The organism is Arthrobacter sp. H5 (genome assembly GCF_000520595.1).
Lineage (GTDB): Bacteria > Actinomycetota > Actinomycetes > Actinomycetales > Micrococcaceae > Arthrobacter_D.
The window spans coordinates 38,016-53,118 of record NZ_KI914993.1 but is presented as its reverse complement, the minus strand read 5'-3'; the positions used below and the strand labels follow the sequence as shown (position 1 = coordinate 53,118).

Genomic DNA, 15,103 nt, shown 5'->3' with positions numbered 1-15,103 from the left:
TCATGCTTACGCGGTCGATTACTACAGTCGCCTGCTTCCGCGGCAGTCCCTCGGTCAAGTCACTGCTCACGGCCATAGGATTCCTCCGCCTTCCAGAAGAAAATGAATCCCAAGATAACAGCGCCAAGTGCCCATACGGTGAGCACAGCCCACGACTGCCATTCCGGCACCATCGCATACAGGACAGAGTCGCGCATTATATCCAAGACCAGATACAGAGGGTTCAATTTGACGATTGCAAGTACGGTTTCGTTCACGATGAGATTATCGAATGAGAAGAACACCGCTGAGCTATACATCCAGACCCGTAAGGCAAAACTCAACAGGTGGGTGACATCGTTGATCGTGGAGATGACGCGCGCAAGCACTAAACCAACTCCAAGGTTGAACACCATCTGCAGCAGTAGAGCCGGAACGACAAACAGCCACAACCCTGTGATCTCCTCGCCGGGAGGGAACAGCAGGATCAGCACCAGCATGGCTAAGATCACCGGCACTCCGGCCAATAGTTCCCGAATATTAACAGCAATAGGCAAAGCTGCCCTTGGGAAGTTGAAGGCTTGAATTACTGCCCGATTGCTTTGGATAGAGCGAGCCCCATTTGTGATTGCTCGGGAACTCAGCTGAAAGATGAACACGCCAATGATTAGGTACCCTATGAAGTTCGCAATGCCTCGTCCGGTCTGCAGCAGCAAGCCAAAGATGAGGTAAAACGTCAGCCCGTTGAACACCGGATTGAGGATTAGCCAGGCGCTTCCCAGCCGGTCACGGCGGTTGCCGCTCTGAACCCGGGCTTTGGCGTCGTAAAAAATGAACTCCCGATGGTCCCACAACTGAACCAGATAGTCGAGAAATCCGGGTCTCGCCCCGACGCGAATCAGTCCGCGAGTGTCGACTGGAAATGACCTTATCTGGGCCGGTTCCGGCAGCGCCGGCGGGACAGCTTTAGCCATCAGAAAGCGTGTCCCAGACCCGCATAGGCGCCCAGAACAGCCTCGGCGCTTCTTGTCCAAGTCCGCTCAACCATAACTTTCCGGCGCCCAGTCGCGCCCATTGAAACAGCTGCAGGGGTAAGCCGGGCGCCGTCGTCGTCAATTAGGCCCGCCACAGCGGACGCAAGCGCCTCAACGCTCCCGGGTGCAACCAATGTTCCGGTCAATCCATCCTCAACTATCTCGCGCAGGGCGGGTAGATCACTAGCCACAACAGGTCGGGCGCATGCCATGGCTTCCACCGGTTTCAACGGGGTGACCGTCCGGGTTACATCCAGGTCTTTGCGCGGCACCACAAAGATGTCCAGCGCCTGATGGTAGAGGTGTGCCTGCTCGCGAGGCACCCGTCCGGTGAACGTAACACGCCCCTCGATACCCAACTCCCGCGCCAGCCGCATCAGAGCCGGGGCAGCGCTGCCGCCACCGACCATCAGACAGTGAAGGCTGGAATGATCGAGCGCCAGCAACGCAAAGGCCCGGAGCAGGTTGTCCAGCCCTTCGTACTCCACCATGCTGCTTACCGTGCCGATGAAGACTCCGTTGGCAGACAGTCCCAGCAGGTTTCGTGCTGCCCGGGAGTCCATCGGTTCATCCAGGAACTCATCCCCCACCGCGTTTGGGCACAGCAAAACATCCCCGCGGGCATCCCCTGCCCTCAGAATCTGCTGTTTCATGGCCTCGCCCAACGTCACTACCAGAGCCGCACTCTCGGTTGCATCGGCCTCCCGTTCAGAGAAAAGTTTATAGCGTTCGCTGGATTTCGCGGCATCGTTGCGGGTGGATGCCCAGGTATCGGCCAGTTGGCCCCGTACTTCGTAGACCCACGGGATCCCCAAGGCCCGGGCAACCTTGCGCACCACCAGGCCGTTCACGAAGTGCGTAGTGGTGTGCAGGACGGACGGCCGGAGCCGGAAGGCCAGTGCAAGAAGCTCACTTGCCTGCTGTTGAAGCCGCTCATCGAAGCCGCTCATCATGCGGTCCGGGATGAGCCGGTGATAGGTGACGCCGTCCAGCACATCGACGTCGTCCGCCAACAGCTTGCCCACCTGCACCGGATACCCGAGCCGGGTGGCGGCATGAACGGTCCAGCCGAGCTTGTGCTGGGCCTTCAAGATCGAATGCGACCTCTGCGCATAGCCGCTCCCCGTGTGCGGCAGGGAATTGGTCAGCACGTGCAGGACCGTATTTTCCCGCGGCTCATAGCCGTCCGCCCTCGCGAGCTGCGGCGTCCAGCCCTCGAATACCCGCAGCTCGCTCTCGACCCTGTTGGCTCGGGCGGTGAGACCCGCGGACCTGAGCTCAGCGACGGCACCCGTCATGTCGCCGTCGTACCAGCGGCGTCGTGCCCTCGTAGCGGGTGCGGCGCCCGCGTGTTCCAAGAGCGCGTCGGCCTGAATTGTGTCGCCTGCCGCGAGCGCGATGTCGGCCAGGCGGGCGGACTGGTTGCCGGATCTCCACGCGGTCGCAAGCGACCTTGGTCGATCACCGGGGGTGCCGGATCTCCACGCGGTCGCAAGCGACCTTGGTCGATCACCGGGATGTCGATCACCGGTGGGGATGGGGAAGCCTTGCAGATGGGCCGCCAATGCCGCTACTACTGGGCCTGGAACGATCTTTGCGGCTACCGCCGCCGCATTGCCGACATACGTTTGAGGGAGCCTACGCGAAATTTGGAGTATTAGAAGCACCGGGTCATCGCCCAGATGTTCAAACACAGTTGCAGCGGTCAGCCTCAGGTTGCGCAAAAGCCTCACCGGTGCGGTCCACCGCCGGCCACTTCGGCAAGAAGATCTATGTACTGCTGCCCTAGCGCCTCAACGTTGGCGTTGTTCCTGACCCACAGCCGGCCGTGACCGTTGACCTGCAGTTGTACCCGGTCATCGGCCAGCCACTCCCATAAACGCGCCAGCTTCTCCGGATCGGCTGCGACAACATGGCCGGCTTCGGCCTCCTCAAGGATGGCGCGAGCCTCGCCGCGGACTATGCCGGTGACGTGGCGTCCGATGGACAGCACCTCGTACGTCTTGGAGGGGATGGTGGTCTCGAAGGACTTCCAGTCATCCCGCAGGGACACGATGCAACTGTCCGCACTGCCGTAGAAGTCCATGATTTCCGGACCGTGCACCGGAGCGTGAAATTCGACCGGCGCGTGAAGACGTCCTGCCAGCTGAATGAGGTCCGGACGCATTACCCCGTGCCCCACCATCGTGAGCCGCATCCGATCCCCCACCAGGGCCGCTGCCCGGATCGCCACGTCAAGGCGCTGGCTCTCGCCGTGGTTGCCCAAGTAGAGCACTTCCAGGCGGTCCCGCTTCAGCGGCGGCGGATCGAGCTTGGTCAGGCGGGCCAGGTCGACGCCGTTGGTCACCGTCGCGACATTCGTCAGCCCACGGTCCCGGAGGGTGCGCGCAAAACCGTGAGTCACGGTCACCACCAGATCGGCGCGCTCCTGAATGGCCATAATGGCGCGCTCAACAACGCTCTTCGCGCTGCCCTGCACCAACCGCGCGTCCCGGGCGATGTCCGGCCAGGCGTCCCGCATATCGACCACCAGCGGGCGCTTCAGCATGCGGGCAGCAACGTAGCCGGCGCCCAGAATGGGGAGGCTGGGCACAGTGACAATAACGACGTCGGGCCTTGCACTCATCGCAGCCGCGGGAATGCTGCACGCGGCTGAGAACAAATGATTGATCAGCCGGCCAATGCGGGTGTTGCGGTGCCACAGAAAAGGTACACGGCGGATCCGCTCGCCGAACTCGCCCGTGGAGCGCATGAACGGGCGGCCGGCCTCCCCGCGTGTCAAGGTCCGGCGGCCGTGTGGGGCATGCGCAATCGGGGTCACCACATCGACGTCCCAGCCGGCAGACCGGAAGGAACGGATCAGTTGCGTCCACCGACGCTGTGGTGGGCTGTGCTCAGGCGCATAGGAATGCGTCAGCAGCAACACGCGCAAGCTTTCACCCCCAAGGTGAAGTCCGTGCAGATTTAGTGTGCGATCACCTGCGAGTCTAACGGCTTGTACCGGATACCTCCGCATATTCGGCACAGAACCGCGCCGTGAGGCCGGAACTCAATGCGATTCTCATCCGTTAAGACGCGTTTTGGCTTTCCTCCGCACCTAATACACGTCTCGGCGATGTCCGACCCTGAGGGCCAGGACCTCGAGCGTGGTTTCGGTGATTTGCACAAGGACGCGATAGCCACCGACGCGATATCGCCACGCACCAGCGTGCTTGGCCGTCAGACCCTTGCCGCGTTGTCTAGGATCATCAAGTGATTCGACCTCTTCGAGGTACGCCATCACCCGCCGATGAACCGCCCGGTCCAATTTCTTGTACTAGCGATCGAACTCTGCTGTAGTCGAAATCTGCCATCGTCCGGTCACCGGTCCGTCTCAGCCCTCAACTCAGCGAGAGGCCGACTGCGCTTGCCACCCGCCTCGAATGCATCAATGGCTGAATCTACCGCGTAAGCGTCTTCTAGATCGGCGAGGTACTCGTGAAGCGCCGTTCGCACGTAGAAACTCTTCGAGCGACCAGAGCGCTGCGCAAGCCTATCGAGACGCTCCTCTTCCTCAGGCGTCAGGCGAATGGAGATGGTCATCATGAGGCCCTTTCCAGAGAATAAGACAAGTTTACACTGGGTCTATCAGTCCGGCCCTCGGATTCATAAGCTGACGACTAATAGTGTGTCCGGTATTGGCTCTTGCCCGTTACCCCGACCGCCTGCTGCGCACCCGCCGGATAATCAACCAGGCGATCACCGCAGCGGCAGCGACGTAAATGGCAATGTCAAATATTGCGAATACTGATCCACCAACTGGTACTGGGTGCCCAGGAAATATCCGAGGCCCACCAGCAGGCAGTTCCACACCAGACTCCCGGCGATCGTGAACACACTGAACGTGATGAACGGCATGTGGGCGGCGCCGGCCGGAAGGGAAATCAGGCTCCGGACACCCGGGATCAGGCGGCCGAAGAAGACGGCGGAGCGCCCGTGCCGGTGAAACCAGCGCGCTGCCCGTTCGAAATCCTCCCGGTCCAGCAGCGGCAGCTTTGACATACCCCGCACCAGCCGCTGCTCCCCCAGCTTCCGGCCAAGCCAATACAGCAGCAGCGCGCCCAGCCAGCTGCCTACCGTCGACAGGATGAGAACAAGGATCAGATTCATGCGGCCCTGCTGGGCAAGAAAGCCCGCAAGCGGGAGCACAATTTCGCTGGGAATCGGAGGAAACACCGTTTCCAGCAGTGTCAGCGCACCCACTCCAATCTCACCGAGTGACACCATGACATCAGTGATGAGGCCGGTCAGCCCGGATTGCCCGCCCGGGCTCCGCCCACCCTGCGCCAGGAGGCCGGCGGCGCTAACGGCCATTTGCAATGGTGAAGGTGTCGGTGAAGCGGCCGTCCGATATCGGGCGGAATGTCCCTGTCAGTCTCATGCCCGGCGAAATCATCACGATGCGTACCAAGGGATCCTCCTCAGGAACGTCCACAAACCATTGCTGGCCGTACGTCCCTTCCATGCCGGGGAGCCGGTTGGGCAGGCACTTGACACCCGCCGCAGCCGGCCGACTGTTAGTCGTCATACTCCGGTGCATCAACTTCGAGGATCTGGAACTCCGGGCCAAGCTCAACATCGACTTCAGCGCCGTCATCCAGGATGATCTCCACCTCGAAAGTTGAATTGCCGTCGTCGTCCCGTTCCACCTTGGCCACGGTGCCCGCACCGACCTCTGCTAGGGCTGCCTCCGAAGTTCCGGTGCGTTCTGCCTCGGTCAACGGCTGCGCGGGGTTGTCATCGCCGTCATCCCGGTCGCCGCCGTCGTCGTCGTCCTCGGTTTCCACCCGGACAACCCCGAAAGATTCGTTAAGGTTGATGTCGTAGGCGGTGCCGTTGTCCAGCCTCACATCCACCTCGTACGCTGAATTGCTGTCGTCGCTGGTCTCGGCCTTGGTAACAGTGCCGGGCCCCACCTCCGCCAGGGCGGCGTCGCTGGCCTGGCGCAGGTCCTTGCCCTGCAGATGTTGATCGTCACCAGACGGCTCGTCGCCGGCAACCGCAACCGAAGCGCCTCCAACAGCCAAGGCGGCCGCTGCAGCCCCGACTGCGATCCATGCTGTTTTCTTCTTCACAATGATCTCCTTCCTCGTTGCAGCCAGTCTGCTCCAGGGTTGCTGAAGGGACGCTGAAATCCTGCAACTCCGCGAGGCCGTCCGTCCACTTTGTTCGCGACCGCGAACAACACGTCGCGCTGTACCGAATCGTCCGCCACCAGCAGGCAAACCTCGCCAGTTCAGCGATGTCTTGCGGTATCTTGGTCTTAGGACGGCCTCGGTTACCGATCCTCGCTATTCATTTAGTTACCGTCTGACCGCACGGCGTGCTAATAACAAAGGCAATCCGTCATGAAAAGACAAGGCCGCGCGAGCCTCAATACTGCAGGCCAGGAGAATCCGCTTCCCGCACCGGATGCTCGGGAGAGACTAACCAAACTCCTTCTCCGTATCGGCCAAGGAGACAGGGAGTCGTTCACAGAGTTCTACAAACTGACATCGCAACGGGTCTACGGTCACGCGCGCAGGACTATTGTTGACGTCGAAATCAGCAAGGATACAACGCAGGACATCTACCTCACAGTTTGGCAGGACGCCCCAAAATACAACCCGGCCGCTGGCAGTCCTATGGCGTGGCTGATGACCATCACCCACCGACGGGCCGTGGATAAAGTCCGTTCAGAACAGGCGGGTTCCACCCGGGAAGCACGATGGAGCGCGGAACAGCAGAGCAGCGACTACGATGTCGTGGCCGAAACCGTGGCCGCCAGGCTCGAAGCGCAGACCGTCATCAAATGCCTGGCCACCCTCTCCCCCGTTCAACGCGAAGCAATCAGCCTCGCCTACTACAACGGCCTGACCTACCGCGAAGTCGCCGAACATCTATCCGCGCCGCTGCCCACAGTTAAGACCAGGATCAGAAACGGGCTGAAACAGCTACGGACCTGCCTTGACGGGGCGTAGCCGGTGAGGCCCCTTGTCGAGAGCTGGGAACAAAGCCCCGGCGAGCGCACCCTGACCAAGAATCCGGAACAGCGCCTCGCCGACTTGGAATCAGCACGCTCCCAGCTGGTGCGCACCGTTCTCACTGCACGTGCCGCGTGTGAAAGAGCCACTTCAGTTGCTGCTCCGGCGTTCCACCGATCGGATGACGCGCAGTTGCTGCTCTGCGCAGCGGTGCGCGACCTGGAGGACCTGGACAACCAACTGGACCTGGCGCGCAGGCCGCATCCATGACAGGGCGCGAGATGCTTGCGGTATGAGCTCTGCGGATTCGATTACCTTGAGCTGTCTCCTCGAGAGGATTGCCGCTCTTCAGGATGCCCAGCCCGGCACCGTCATCATAGGGATCGTGGGCACGCCCGGAGCAGGTAAGACCACGCTCGTCGAACAATTGATGGGCCGGCTCAACGGCACGGAGACGAACCCTGAACGGCAACAACATGCACACGTTCCGCTGGACGGCTTCCATCTGTCCGATCAGGAACTGAGCCGTATCGGCCTGCTTGATCGCAAGGGCGCACCCGAGACCTTCGATGTATACGGATACGCCGCAACCCTGCAGCGGCTCAAAACTCCCCGGGAATCAGTGGTGTACGCTCCCGGTTTCGAGCGGGCAATCGAACAACCCATCGCCGGAGTTGTGCCCGTCTTTCCCAGTGCGGGCACCATTCTTACCGAGGGCAATTATCTCCTCCTTGATAAGCCGGGCTGGCGGAAGGTCCGGGAGCAATGCACTGAAGTCTGGTATTGCGTGCAGGACGATCGGGTCCGACTTGAACGGCTGATTCAGCGGCACGTGATGTTTGGCAAGAGTCCAACCGCCGCAAGAGAATGGGTTCAGCGTGTTGATGAGGAGAATGCACGCATCATCCGGTCAACGAGACACCGTGCGGACCTGGTTGTGGAACTGGAGCACTTGGGCGCAGCGTAGCGAACCGACGCTCCTTCATGGAGCGATGGGATGAATGGCGGCCAGCGCCGGACCGAGACGATCCTTGGCCAGAGATACGGCGCTTGCCGTGGGTAATGGCGCTGATCCGGGTCTGCGGAACGCCAATCGACTTGGCAAGTTGATAGTCGCTGATCTTCATTGGTGCCAGAATCGGCCTACGGTCTGCACCTCAGGTGCCTGGCTGCTGAAGCCGCTCGGAGCGCGATCCTGGAGGCCGAGCGAACGCACCGACGGGCACACCTTCGGGCCGAGACCGAGTCACTTCGAAACGATCCTGAGGACGTCAGGGCCTCCCGGGATCTCGCACATGAGATGGACGTAATCCGTGCGTGGTGACCTCTACCGCATAAAGGCACCCAAGAACCCTCGCGGGCACAAACAAGGCGGCGAACGGTTCGCAGTTGTAGTGCAATCTGACGACGCCCGCTGTCAACCTGGTTAGTAGCGCCGACATCCACCGGGAGGCGGGAGGCCTCTTTTCGTCCCGAAATAGAGATCAACGGCACAAAGACCAGGGTATTGGTTGAGCAATTGACGGTAGTCGACCCAGAGTCCCGGCTGGGAGAGTTCGCTGGCCGGTTGAATGGCGGGGAGATGCGCGCGGTCGAGGCAGCTCTGGTAGCGCTACTAGCCCTGGATTGACACCCCCCACGGCCCACCATTCACCCCTCGAAGGACGGGGCCGGCAGACGCACTTCCAGGCGCGCACCGCCCAGGCGGCTGTCCGTAATCGCCACCGCACCGCCGTGCGCCCGCACAATCTCTCCCACAATCGCCAGTCCCAGCCCGCTGCCGCCCGTGTTCCGCGCCCGGGCCTCATCCAGCCGGGTGAACCGCTCAAACACCCTGGTGCGGTCCGCGCCCGGGATGCCCACGCCGTCGTCGTCCACGGCAAACAACGCGATGCCGTCCATCACACCCAGCGACAGTGCAACCCGCTGGTCCGCATGCTGCACCGCGTTGTCCACCAGATTGCGCACCACCTGACCCAGCAGTCCGCGGTCGCCCAGTATGCGCGCCGCCCCCACGCCCGAGGCATCAACCTCCAGCCCGGAGGACTGGCGCAGTCGCCGTGCCTCAGCCAGCACCAGATCATCGAGGTCAACCTCGCTGCCGCCCGCCCTCAGCAGCTGTTCATCCGCACGGGCAAGCACCAGCATTCCCTGGACCAGCCGCTCAAGCCGGCCGCCCTCGTCAAGCACCGCTCCTGAAAGATCATCGGCGCTGACGCGGTCTGGATGGGCGCGCGCTACCTCCGCATACTGCCGCAGCGACGCGAGCGGGGACTTCAACTCGTGCGATGCGTCGGAGATGAACCGGCGCTGCGAATGCTGGGATTGCTCCAGCCGGTCCAGCATCCGGTTCATGGTGTGGGCCAGCCTGCCGATCTCGTCCGGCCGCTCCTCCCCCGCCAGCCGCCGGTCCAGGTTCTTCGCCGTGACCTCATCAACCTCCCGGCGCATCCTCTCCACGGGAGCGAGCGCGCGTCCCACCACAATCCAGGTGGACGCCGTGATCAACACAATGAGCAACGGGACCGAAACCGCCAGCAGCGTGCCGACCGTCCGCAGCGCATCATCGACGTCCTCCAACGGATGGCCCACAATCAGTACGGAATCGTCGTCAACCCCGTCCGCCAGCACCAGGAAATTCCCCTCGCCCGGAATCCGGATGGTCTGCGCCTGCTCCGACTCCGCAACGTCAAGCGGGTCCTCGGGCCCGCTGTCACTGGTCAGCTGAACGTCGCCCGAGGACCCGACCACCTGATAAAACCGTTCATCATCCCATTCCGGCAGGTCCTGTCCGTTGTCGAGCTGGGCCTCGAGGACTTCCAGGTCCGCCTCGACCGACGCGGACACCTCAGCAAACAAGGCACCGCGCAGCAGCGCAGCGAAAGCGACAGCGCCAATAACCAGTGCGACGCCGGCGATCACCGCCGCGGCAAGGGTGATCCTAGTGCGGATGGACGGCGTCCTAGCCACCGCCCGCCGCCAACCGGTAGCCCGCGCCCCGGAGCGTTTCTATCGCAGCCCGGCCAAACGGCCTGTCCAGTTTGTTCCGCAAGTGCCGGACATACACCTCCACAATGTTGGGATCACCCTCAAAGTCGAAATCCCACACGTTGTTAAGGACCTCCCGTTTGGATACCACCTGACCGGCGTGCCGGATGAGATATTCCAGGACGGCGAATTCCCGGGCGGTCACCTCAATGAGATCATCGCCGCGCCATACCCGCCGAGACGCAGGATCCACCCGGATATCAACGGCTTCCAGGACGGTGGGCCGCTCACTGGTGCCGCGACGGATGATAGCCCTCAGCCGCGCGAGCAGAACTTCGAAGGAGAATGGCTTGGTGAGATAGTCATCGGCACCTGTATCCAGCCCATCCACCTGATCGCCAATGCTGTCCTTCGCCGTGAGCATGAGGATTGGCACCCAGTTCTTCTCCTCGCGGAGGGTCCTGCAGACGGTGTACCCGTCCATCCCGGGCAGCATGATGTCCAGCAGGACGGCTGCGTACTGGCTCTCACGGGCCAGCCACAGACCGTCGGTCTCGGTCACGGCGACGTCGACGGCGAATCCCTCGGCTTCCAGCCCCCGGCGGAGACCGCGGGCCAGCCCCGCCTCGTCCTCGACCACCAGCACACGCATGAGTCTGACCACACCTTCCGGAAGGGGTCAAGCGTAACCGGCGTCCGCTCGTGTGGTCTAGACGGGTTACGTCCGAGCCGTTCTACTTGGTCTTCAATTCCCTGATGAATTGGTCGGCCTGTTTGAGATTCCGCGCCAGTTTGTCCCGTTTGTCCTCTGCCTGGCTGATGTAGCTGGCCAGCTGCCGCCTGTCGGACGGCTCCTCGCTTCCACCGTCCAGGCGGTCTACAGCGTCAAGGAGTTCGGCCATTTGCTCAAGTGAGAATCCCAGCGGCTTCATTGACCGGATGACTAGGAGCCGTGCAAGGTCGGCGTCCGTGTAGACGCGGAACCCTCCGTCGGTTCTGGTGGATGCCGGCAGCAGTCCGGTTTCGTCGTAATGGCGGATGGTCCGCAGTGACAGACCTGTCTGATCGGCGAGCTCGCCGATGTGCATGGTCCGTTGGGCTGTTGCTGATCCCTGCTCACTGGTCATAAGTTCACCGTTTCCGCTCCGATTGCAACTCTACCCTCACGTTAGGGTAGAGTTTTATATTGTACGGGGTGCCGGCGATGTCCTTCTGTCCGCCGCATCCCGCTTTCCATGCCGCGAAGGCCTTCTGCGCGAAGCCGCGCCCACAGCATTTTACGTAATCGGAGGCCGTTGCCGGCCTTCTTAGAGTGAACGGAGCCATCATGGCTTTAAAGACCACTGGAACCGAACAGCCGCTCACCCCTGAGCAGCTTCAGTCGGTGCGGGGAACCCTCATGTCCCCGCGGCGCCTCAAAACGGAAGTACTGGCGGGCCTAGTGGTGGCTCTTGCGCTGATTCCGGAGGCAATCGCCTTCTCCATTATTGCCGGGGTGGATCCACGCATTGGACTGTTCGCCTCCTTCACTATGGCTGTTTCGATTGCGTTCCTGGGTGGACGCCCGGCCATGATCAGTGCAGCAACGGGCGCCATTGCGTTGGTGATTGCCCCGTTGGTGGCCAGCCATGGCGTGGACTATTTTGTTGCCGCGGTGATCCTGGCCGGAATCTTCCAGGTTGCCCTGGGCCTAGCCGGTGTGGCGAAGCTGATGCGCTTCATCCCGCGCTCGGTCATGGTGGGATTCGTCAACGCGCTCGCGATCCTGATCTTTATGTCCCAGGTCCCGGAACTGCTCGGTGTTCCCTGGCTCGTGTACCCGTTGGCGGGTCTAGGCCTCGTCATTGTGTTTGGCCTGCCGAAACTGACCAAATCGGTTCCGGCACCGTTGGTGGCCATTGTCGCCCTGACCCTGATCACCGTGGTCGCCGCCGTGACCGTACCCACGGTGGGCGACAAAGGTGACCTGCCGGACAGCCTGCCATCCCTGTTCCTTCCCCACGTCCCCCTCACCCTTGAGACCTTCCAGGTCATCGCTCCGTTTGCGCTGGCAATGGCGTTTGTTGGACTGTTGGAATCGTTGATGACGGCCAAACTGGTGGATGACGTCACCGACACCCGCTCCAACAAGACCCGCGAGTCCTGGGGCCAGGGAGCCGCCAATATCATCACCGGGTTCTTCGGCGGGATGGGCGGCTGCGCAATGATCGGCCAGACCTTGATCAACGTCAAGGGCTCGGGCGCCCGCACGCGTATCTCCACCTTCACGGCCGGAGTTTTCCTGCTGATCCTCGTTGTAGTCCTCGGCGACATTGTGGCGGTCATCCCCATGGCGGCACTGGTCGCCGTGATGATCTTCGTCTCCGTAGCCACCTTCGACTGGCACAGTATCAAACCTTCAACCCTGCGCATCATGCCCAAGAGCGAAACGATTGTTATGGTCTCCACCGTCATCGTTGTTGTCGCCACCCACAACCTGGCCATCGGCGTCGGGGTCGGCGTTCTGGTGGCGATGGTGCTCTTCGCCCGCCGCGTGGCGCATTTCGTGACGGTGGACCGCACAGTTCAGGAGCTGGACGGTGAACAGGTCGCCACGTACAGGGTCACCGGCGAGCTCTTCTTCGCCTCATCAAATGATCTCTTCACCCAGTTCGAGTACGCCCTCGACCCGGCAAAAGTGATCATTGACATGAGCGAATCCCACCTGTGGGATGCCTCCACCATCGCCTCCCTCGACGCCATCACCGAGAAGTACCACCACCACGGAATCACCGTCGACGTGGCCGGACTCAACAACGCCAGCATCCTCATGCGCGAACGGCTCGGCGGGAAACTCGGAGCAGGGCACTGAGCCCGGCGGCCGCCACGGAAGGCGAAGTGCCGCTACCCTAGCGCCCGGCGTCCGGCTGCTGATAGACGTCCGGGACGCCGTCGTCGTCCGCGTCAACCCGCTCTTCCGCTTCAATGACGCGGTAACGCTTATTGCGAGCCCGCAGAATGATCGCGGCGAGCAGGGCTGCAGCGATGGAAGCGGTGAGGATGCCCACTTTGGCGTGATCATTGGTAGTTCCGTCTCCGGCGAAGCTTAGATCCGCGATTAGCAAGGACACTGTGAAGCCGATGCCTGCCAGCAGTGCCACACCAATGAGGTCCACCCATTTCAGTGTGGGATCAAGGTTTACCCGGGTCACCTTCGTCAGCAGCCAGGTTGTCCCCACAATACCGATGGGTTTGCCGACCACCAGGCCCAGGATGATGCCCAGCGCTACGGGGTCGCTCACCGCTGAGATGAACCCCTCCAATCCGCCCACGGCCACGCCGGCCGAGAAAAACGCGAAGACAGGAACCGCAAACCCGGCCGAGAGAGGGCGGAAACGGTGTTCGAACAGTTCAGCCAACCCTGGGCCGGCGTTCGGACCCCCGCTCGCACGGCTGCGGATCACAGGAACAGCGAATCCGAGCAGGACACCCGCCACGGTAGCGTGGATCCCCCCGGCGTGAACCAACGCCCAGACCAGAAAGCCCAACGGAAGCAGGATGAACCAGGCCGCAGCGGGTTTGAGCCCAAAGAACCGCCGGTACTTCTGCGCAAGAACTGTGTACACGGCCAGCGGAATGAGAGCAAGCAGCAACGGGATTGGGTCTATCGCATCCGAGTAGAAGACGGCAATGATCGAAATGGCCAGCAGATCATCCACTACCGCAAGTGTAAGCAGGAAGATCCTGAGGGCACTGGGAAGGTGTGAACCCACGATAGCCAGGACGGCCACCGCAAACGCTATGTCCGTGGCAGTGGGAATGGCCCAGCCCTGCAGCGTTTCAGGACTGAAAATGTTTACCCCCGTGTAGATGAGGGCCGGCACCGCGACGCCGCCGAAGGCTGCCGCCACCGGAACCACTGCCTTGTTGAAGCTTCGCAGATCACCGGCAACAAACTCGCGTTTAAGTTCCAACCCGACCAGGAAGAAAAAGACCGCCAGCAGACCATCGGCCGCCCAGGAACCCAAACTGAGCTCCAGATGCCATGGCTCATAGCCGATCCGGAAATCCCGCAGAGCAAAATAGCTCTCCGACGCCGGGGAATTGGCCCAGATCAACGCAGCAGCTGCGGCGATCACAAGCAAAATCCCGCCGACGGTTTCCTTGCGGAGGATCTCGCCCACCCGGAGTACTTCCGAATAGGTGCCGCGGCCTAGGACACCAGGCTTCGGTGCGTGGTCAGGTGATTTATTGGCCATGAGCGTGCTCCTGCTGGATTGTGGGTCGTCAATTGAACCTGCCGACCAGACTTCCCGGCTCACCTGTCCTTACTCTACCCAAGGTACCCGCAAATCGCTGACCCGCATCGCTTCCTTGCTGGGCTGCTGCGGACCAGATCCTGCAGGTCCTTCTGGGCGAAACAGCCAATCTTCGGCGTGTTGCGTTGCGACACGCGGCTTGGGCGTTAGAACCTGCAGGATTGGGTCCGCCCCAACAGTTGGTCGCCGCCGCTAACCCTTGAGGCCGCCGCGAAGCTTGCTGTAGTAGAGAATTCCGAGCCCGACCAGCACCAGGATCACAACAATCCGGGTCACCGGATGCTCTCCGATGGACACCTGCTCCGTGGCCGAGCTGGGGTCCGTGTCCGGCGCGGGCGCGGCAGACTCTGTTGGGCGCGGACTCGGAGCAGCGGTGGTGGGCGGCGCCGTGGTGGTGGGCGCCGTCGTGGTCGGCGCGGTGGTGGGCGGCGCCGCCGTCGTCGGGGCGGTGGTGGTTGGCTCTTCGGTGGGTTCCTCGGTTGGCTCGGTCAGATCGGTGACCTCGCCGGTGACCGGGTCCCAGCGGAAGTCCGTGTAGAACCGCGTCACAGGGTCAATGAGGCTTCCGGTCCCCGGTTCGATCAGGAAGCCGGTTGGCGGATGGATCAAAAAGTCCGTGGCCGGGTCGATGGTGAAGCCGGTGGCCGGGTCGACGGCGGGGGCCGGTGCCTGCTGCGGCGGTGGTGCCGGAGCGGGCTGCTCTTCAGCAGGTGGGGGTGGCGGCGCCGGCTCAGTTGTAGGTTCCGGTGTGGGCTCCGACGACGGCGTCGGATCAGCCGGTGGGTTCGACGACGGCGGCGGG

15 protein-coding genes and 2 pseudogenes are annotated in these 15,103 nt (G+C 62.1%); 4 read left to right on the top strand and 13 right to left on the bottom strand.

The genetic code is table 11. The features are described from left to right. Window positions 1-59: 59 nt before the first annotated feature. The 8 genes and pseudogenes from Y708_RS0110500 to Y708_RS0110465 form a co-directional block, all read right to left on the bottom strand. Window positions 60-953 (bottom strand): ABC transporter permease, encoded by an 894-nt coding sequence (locus Y708_RS0110500; protein WP_028279905.1) that lies wholly within the window; start codon window positions 951-953, stop codon window positions 60-62. Then, entirely contained in the window at window positions 953-2,746 is a 1,794-nt protein-coding gene (locus Y708_RS24265) for a glycosyltransferase family 4 protein (protein WP_035775956.1), read from the bottom strand. Before Y708_RS24265 ends, Y708_RS0110500 begins: the two co-directional genes overlap by 1 nt. After that, on the bottom strand, window positions 2,743-3,939 hold the full coding sequence (locus tag Y708_RS0110490) for a glycosyltransferase family 4 protein (RefSeq protein ID WP_253905768.1): 1,197 nt from the start codon (window positions 3,937-3,939) through the stop codon (window positions 2,743-2,745). The genes Y708_RS24265 and Y708_RS0110490 overlap by 4 nt, the downstream gene beginning before the upstream one ends. Window positions 3,940-4,110: 171 nt before the next feature. Then, entirely contained in the window at window positions 4,111-4,293 is a 183-nt protein-coding gene (locus tag Y708_RS28350) for a type II toxin-antitoxin system RelE family toxin (RefSeq protein WP_081746688.1), read from the bottom strand. Window positions 4,294-4,373: 80 nt separating this feature from the next. Continuing rightward, window positions 4,374-4,595 carry a type II toxin-antitoxin system RelB family antitoxin gene (locus Y708_RS0110480; protein ID WP_028279902.1) on the bottom strand — a complete coding sequence of 74 codons (222 nt, stop codon included), beginning with the start codon at window positions 4,593-4,595 and terminating at the stop codon, window positions 4,374-4,376. A gap of 109 nt (window positions 4,596-4,704) precedes the next feature. Next, window positions 4,705-5,279, bottom strand: a pseudogene (locus Y708_RS24260) (DedA family protein). Window positions 5,280-5,355: 76 nt separating this feature from the next. Next, on the bottom strand, window positions 5,356-5,580 hold the full coding sequence (locus Y708_RS0110470; protein WP_028279901.1) for a hypothetical protein: 225 nt from the start codon (window positions 5,578-5,580) through the stop codon (window positions 5,356-5,358). Beyond that, window positions 5,570-6,127, bottom strand: a complete 558-nt coding sequence (locus tag Y708_RS0110465) for a PepSY domain-containing protein (RefSeq protein WP_028279900.1) — start codon at window positions 6,125-6,127, stop codon at window positions 5,570-5,572. The genes Y708_RS0110470 and Y708_RS0110465 overlap by 11 nt, the downstream gene beginning before the upstream one ends. A gap of 273 nt (window positions 6,128-6,400) precedes the next feature. On the opposite strand from Y708_RS0110465, the gene sigK reads away from it, so the two are divergent. From sigK to Y708_RS0110450, 3 genes are read left to right on the top strand one after another with little or no spacing between them, the layout of a single operon-like run. Next, window positions 6,401-7,012 (top strand): ECF RNA polymerase sigma factor SigK, encoded by a 612-nt coding sequence (gene sigK, locus Y708_RS24255; protein WP_051478890.1) that lies wholly within the window; start codon window positions 6,401-6,403, stop codon window positions 7,010-7,012. A 3-nt stretch (window positions 7,013-7,015) separates the two neighbouring features. Continuing rightward, complete coding sequence (locus Y708_RS0110455; RefSeq protein ID WP_028279899.1) at window positions 7,016-7,285, top strand: hypothetical protein; 270 nt, start codon at window positions 7,016-7,018, stop codon at window positions 7,283-7,285. A 22-nt stretch (window positions 7,286-7,307) separates the two neighbouring features. Continuing rightward, on the top strand, window positions 7,308-7,982 hold the full coding sequence (locus tag Y708_RS0110450; protein WP_028279898.1) for a nucleoside/nucleotide kinase family protein: 675 nt from the start codon (window positions 7,308-7,310) through the stop codon (window positions 7,980-7,982). Window positions 7,983-8,665: 683 nt separating this feature from the next. On the opposite strand, the gene Y708_RS0110445 is transcribed toward Y708_RS0110450, so the two are convergent. From Y708_RS0110445 to Y708_RS0110435, 3 genes are all read right to left on the bottom strand, one after another. After that, window positions 8,666-9,985 (bottom strand): sensor histidine kinase, encoded by a 1,320-nt coding sequence (locus Y708_RS0110445; protein WP_028279897.1) that lies wholly within the window; start codon window positions 9,983-9,985, stop codon window positions 8,666-8,668. Next, window positions 9,978-10,655, bottom strand: coding sequence for a response regulator transcription factor (locus Y708_RS0110440; RefSeq protein ID WP_028279896.1), 678 nt, complete (start codon window positions 10,653-10,655; stop codon window positions 9,978-9,980). Before Y708_RS0110440 ends, Y708_RS0110445 begins: the two co-directional genes overlap by 8 nt. Before the next feature lie 82 nt (window positions 10,656-10,737). Continuing rightward, a complete protein-coding gene (locus Y708_RS0110435) occupies window positions 10,738-11,130 on the bottom strand; it encodes a MerR family transcriptional regulator (protein WP_028279895.1) in 393 nt (130 codons plus the stop codon). A 200-nt stretch (window positions 11,131-11,330) separates the two neighbouring features. Here Y708_RS0110435 and Y708_RS0110430 point away from each other — a divergent pair, with 200 nt between their 5' ends. Continuing rightward, on the top strand, window positions 11,331-12,854 hold the full coding sequence (locus tag Y708_RS0110430; RefSeq protein WP_028279894.1) for a SulP family inorganic anion transporter: 1,524 nt from the start codon (window positions 11,331-11,333) through the stop codon (window positions 12,852-12,854). A 37-nt stretch (window positions 12,855-12,891) separates the two neighbouring features. On the opposite strand, the gene nhaA is transcribed toward Y708_RS0110430, so the two are convergent. Both nhaA and Y708_RS29120 read right to left on the bottom strand, forming a co-directional pair. Further along, on the bottom strand, window positions 12,892-14,241 hold the full coding sequence (nhaA, locus tag Y708_RS0110425) for a Na+/H+ antiporter NhaA (RefSeq protein ID WP_028279893.1): 1,350 nt from the start codon (window positions 14,239-14,241) through the stop codon (window positions 12,892-12,894). 252 nt (window positions 14,242-14,493) lie between these two features. After that, window positions 14,494-15,103: pseudogene (locus Y708_RS29120) on the bottom strand (hypothetical protein); the annotation flags it as partial.

Bases quoted from the DNA above. Each gene is read 5' to 3' on its own strand.
- Y708_RS0110500 (WP_028279905.1), bottom strand. From the start codon at position 953: ATGGCTAAAGCTGTCCCGCCGGCGCTGCCGGAACCGGCCCAGATAAGG.
- Y708_RS0110450 (WP_028279898.1), top strand. From the start codon at position 7,308: ATGAGCTCTGCGGATTCGATTACCTTGAGCTGTCTCCTCGAGAGGATT.
- Y708_RS28350 (WP_081746688.1), bottom strand. From the start codon at position 4,293: ATGGCGTACCTCGAAGAGGTCGAATCACTTGATGATCCTAGACAACGC.
- Y708_RS0110480 (WP_028279902.1), bottom strand. From the start codon at position 4,595: ATGACCATCTCCATTCGCCTGACGCCTGAGGAAGAGGAGCGTCTCGAT.
- Y708_RS0110470 (WP_028279901.1), bottom strand. From the start codon at position 5,580: ATGACGACTAACAGTCGGCCGGCTGCGGCGGGTGTCAAGTGCCTGCCC.
- sigK (WP_051478890.1), top strand. From the start codon at position 6,401: ATGAAAAGACAAGGCCGCGCGAGCCTCAATACTGCAGGCCAGGAGAAT.
- nhaA (WP_028279893.1), bottom strand. From the start codon at position 14,241: ATGGCCAATAAATCACCTGACCACGCACCGAAGCCTGGTGTCCTAGGC.
- Y708_RS0110430 (WP_028279894.1), top strand. From the start codon at position 11,331: ATGGCTTTAAAGACCACTGGAACCGAACAGCCGCTCACCCCTGAGCAG.
- Y708_RS0110440 (WP_028279896.1), bottom strand. From the start codon at position 10,655: ATGCGTGTGCTGGTGGTCGAGGACGAGGCGGGGCTGGCCCGCGGTCTC.
- Y708_RS0110435 (WP_028279895.1), bottom strand. From the start codon at position 11,130: ATGACCAGTGAGCAGGGATCAGCAACAGCCCAACGGACCATGCACATC.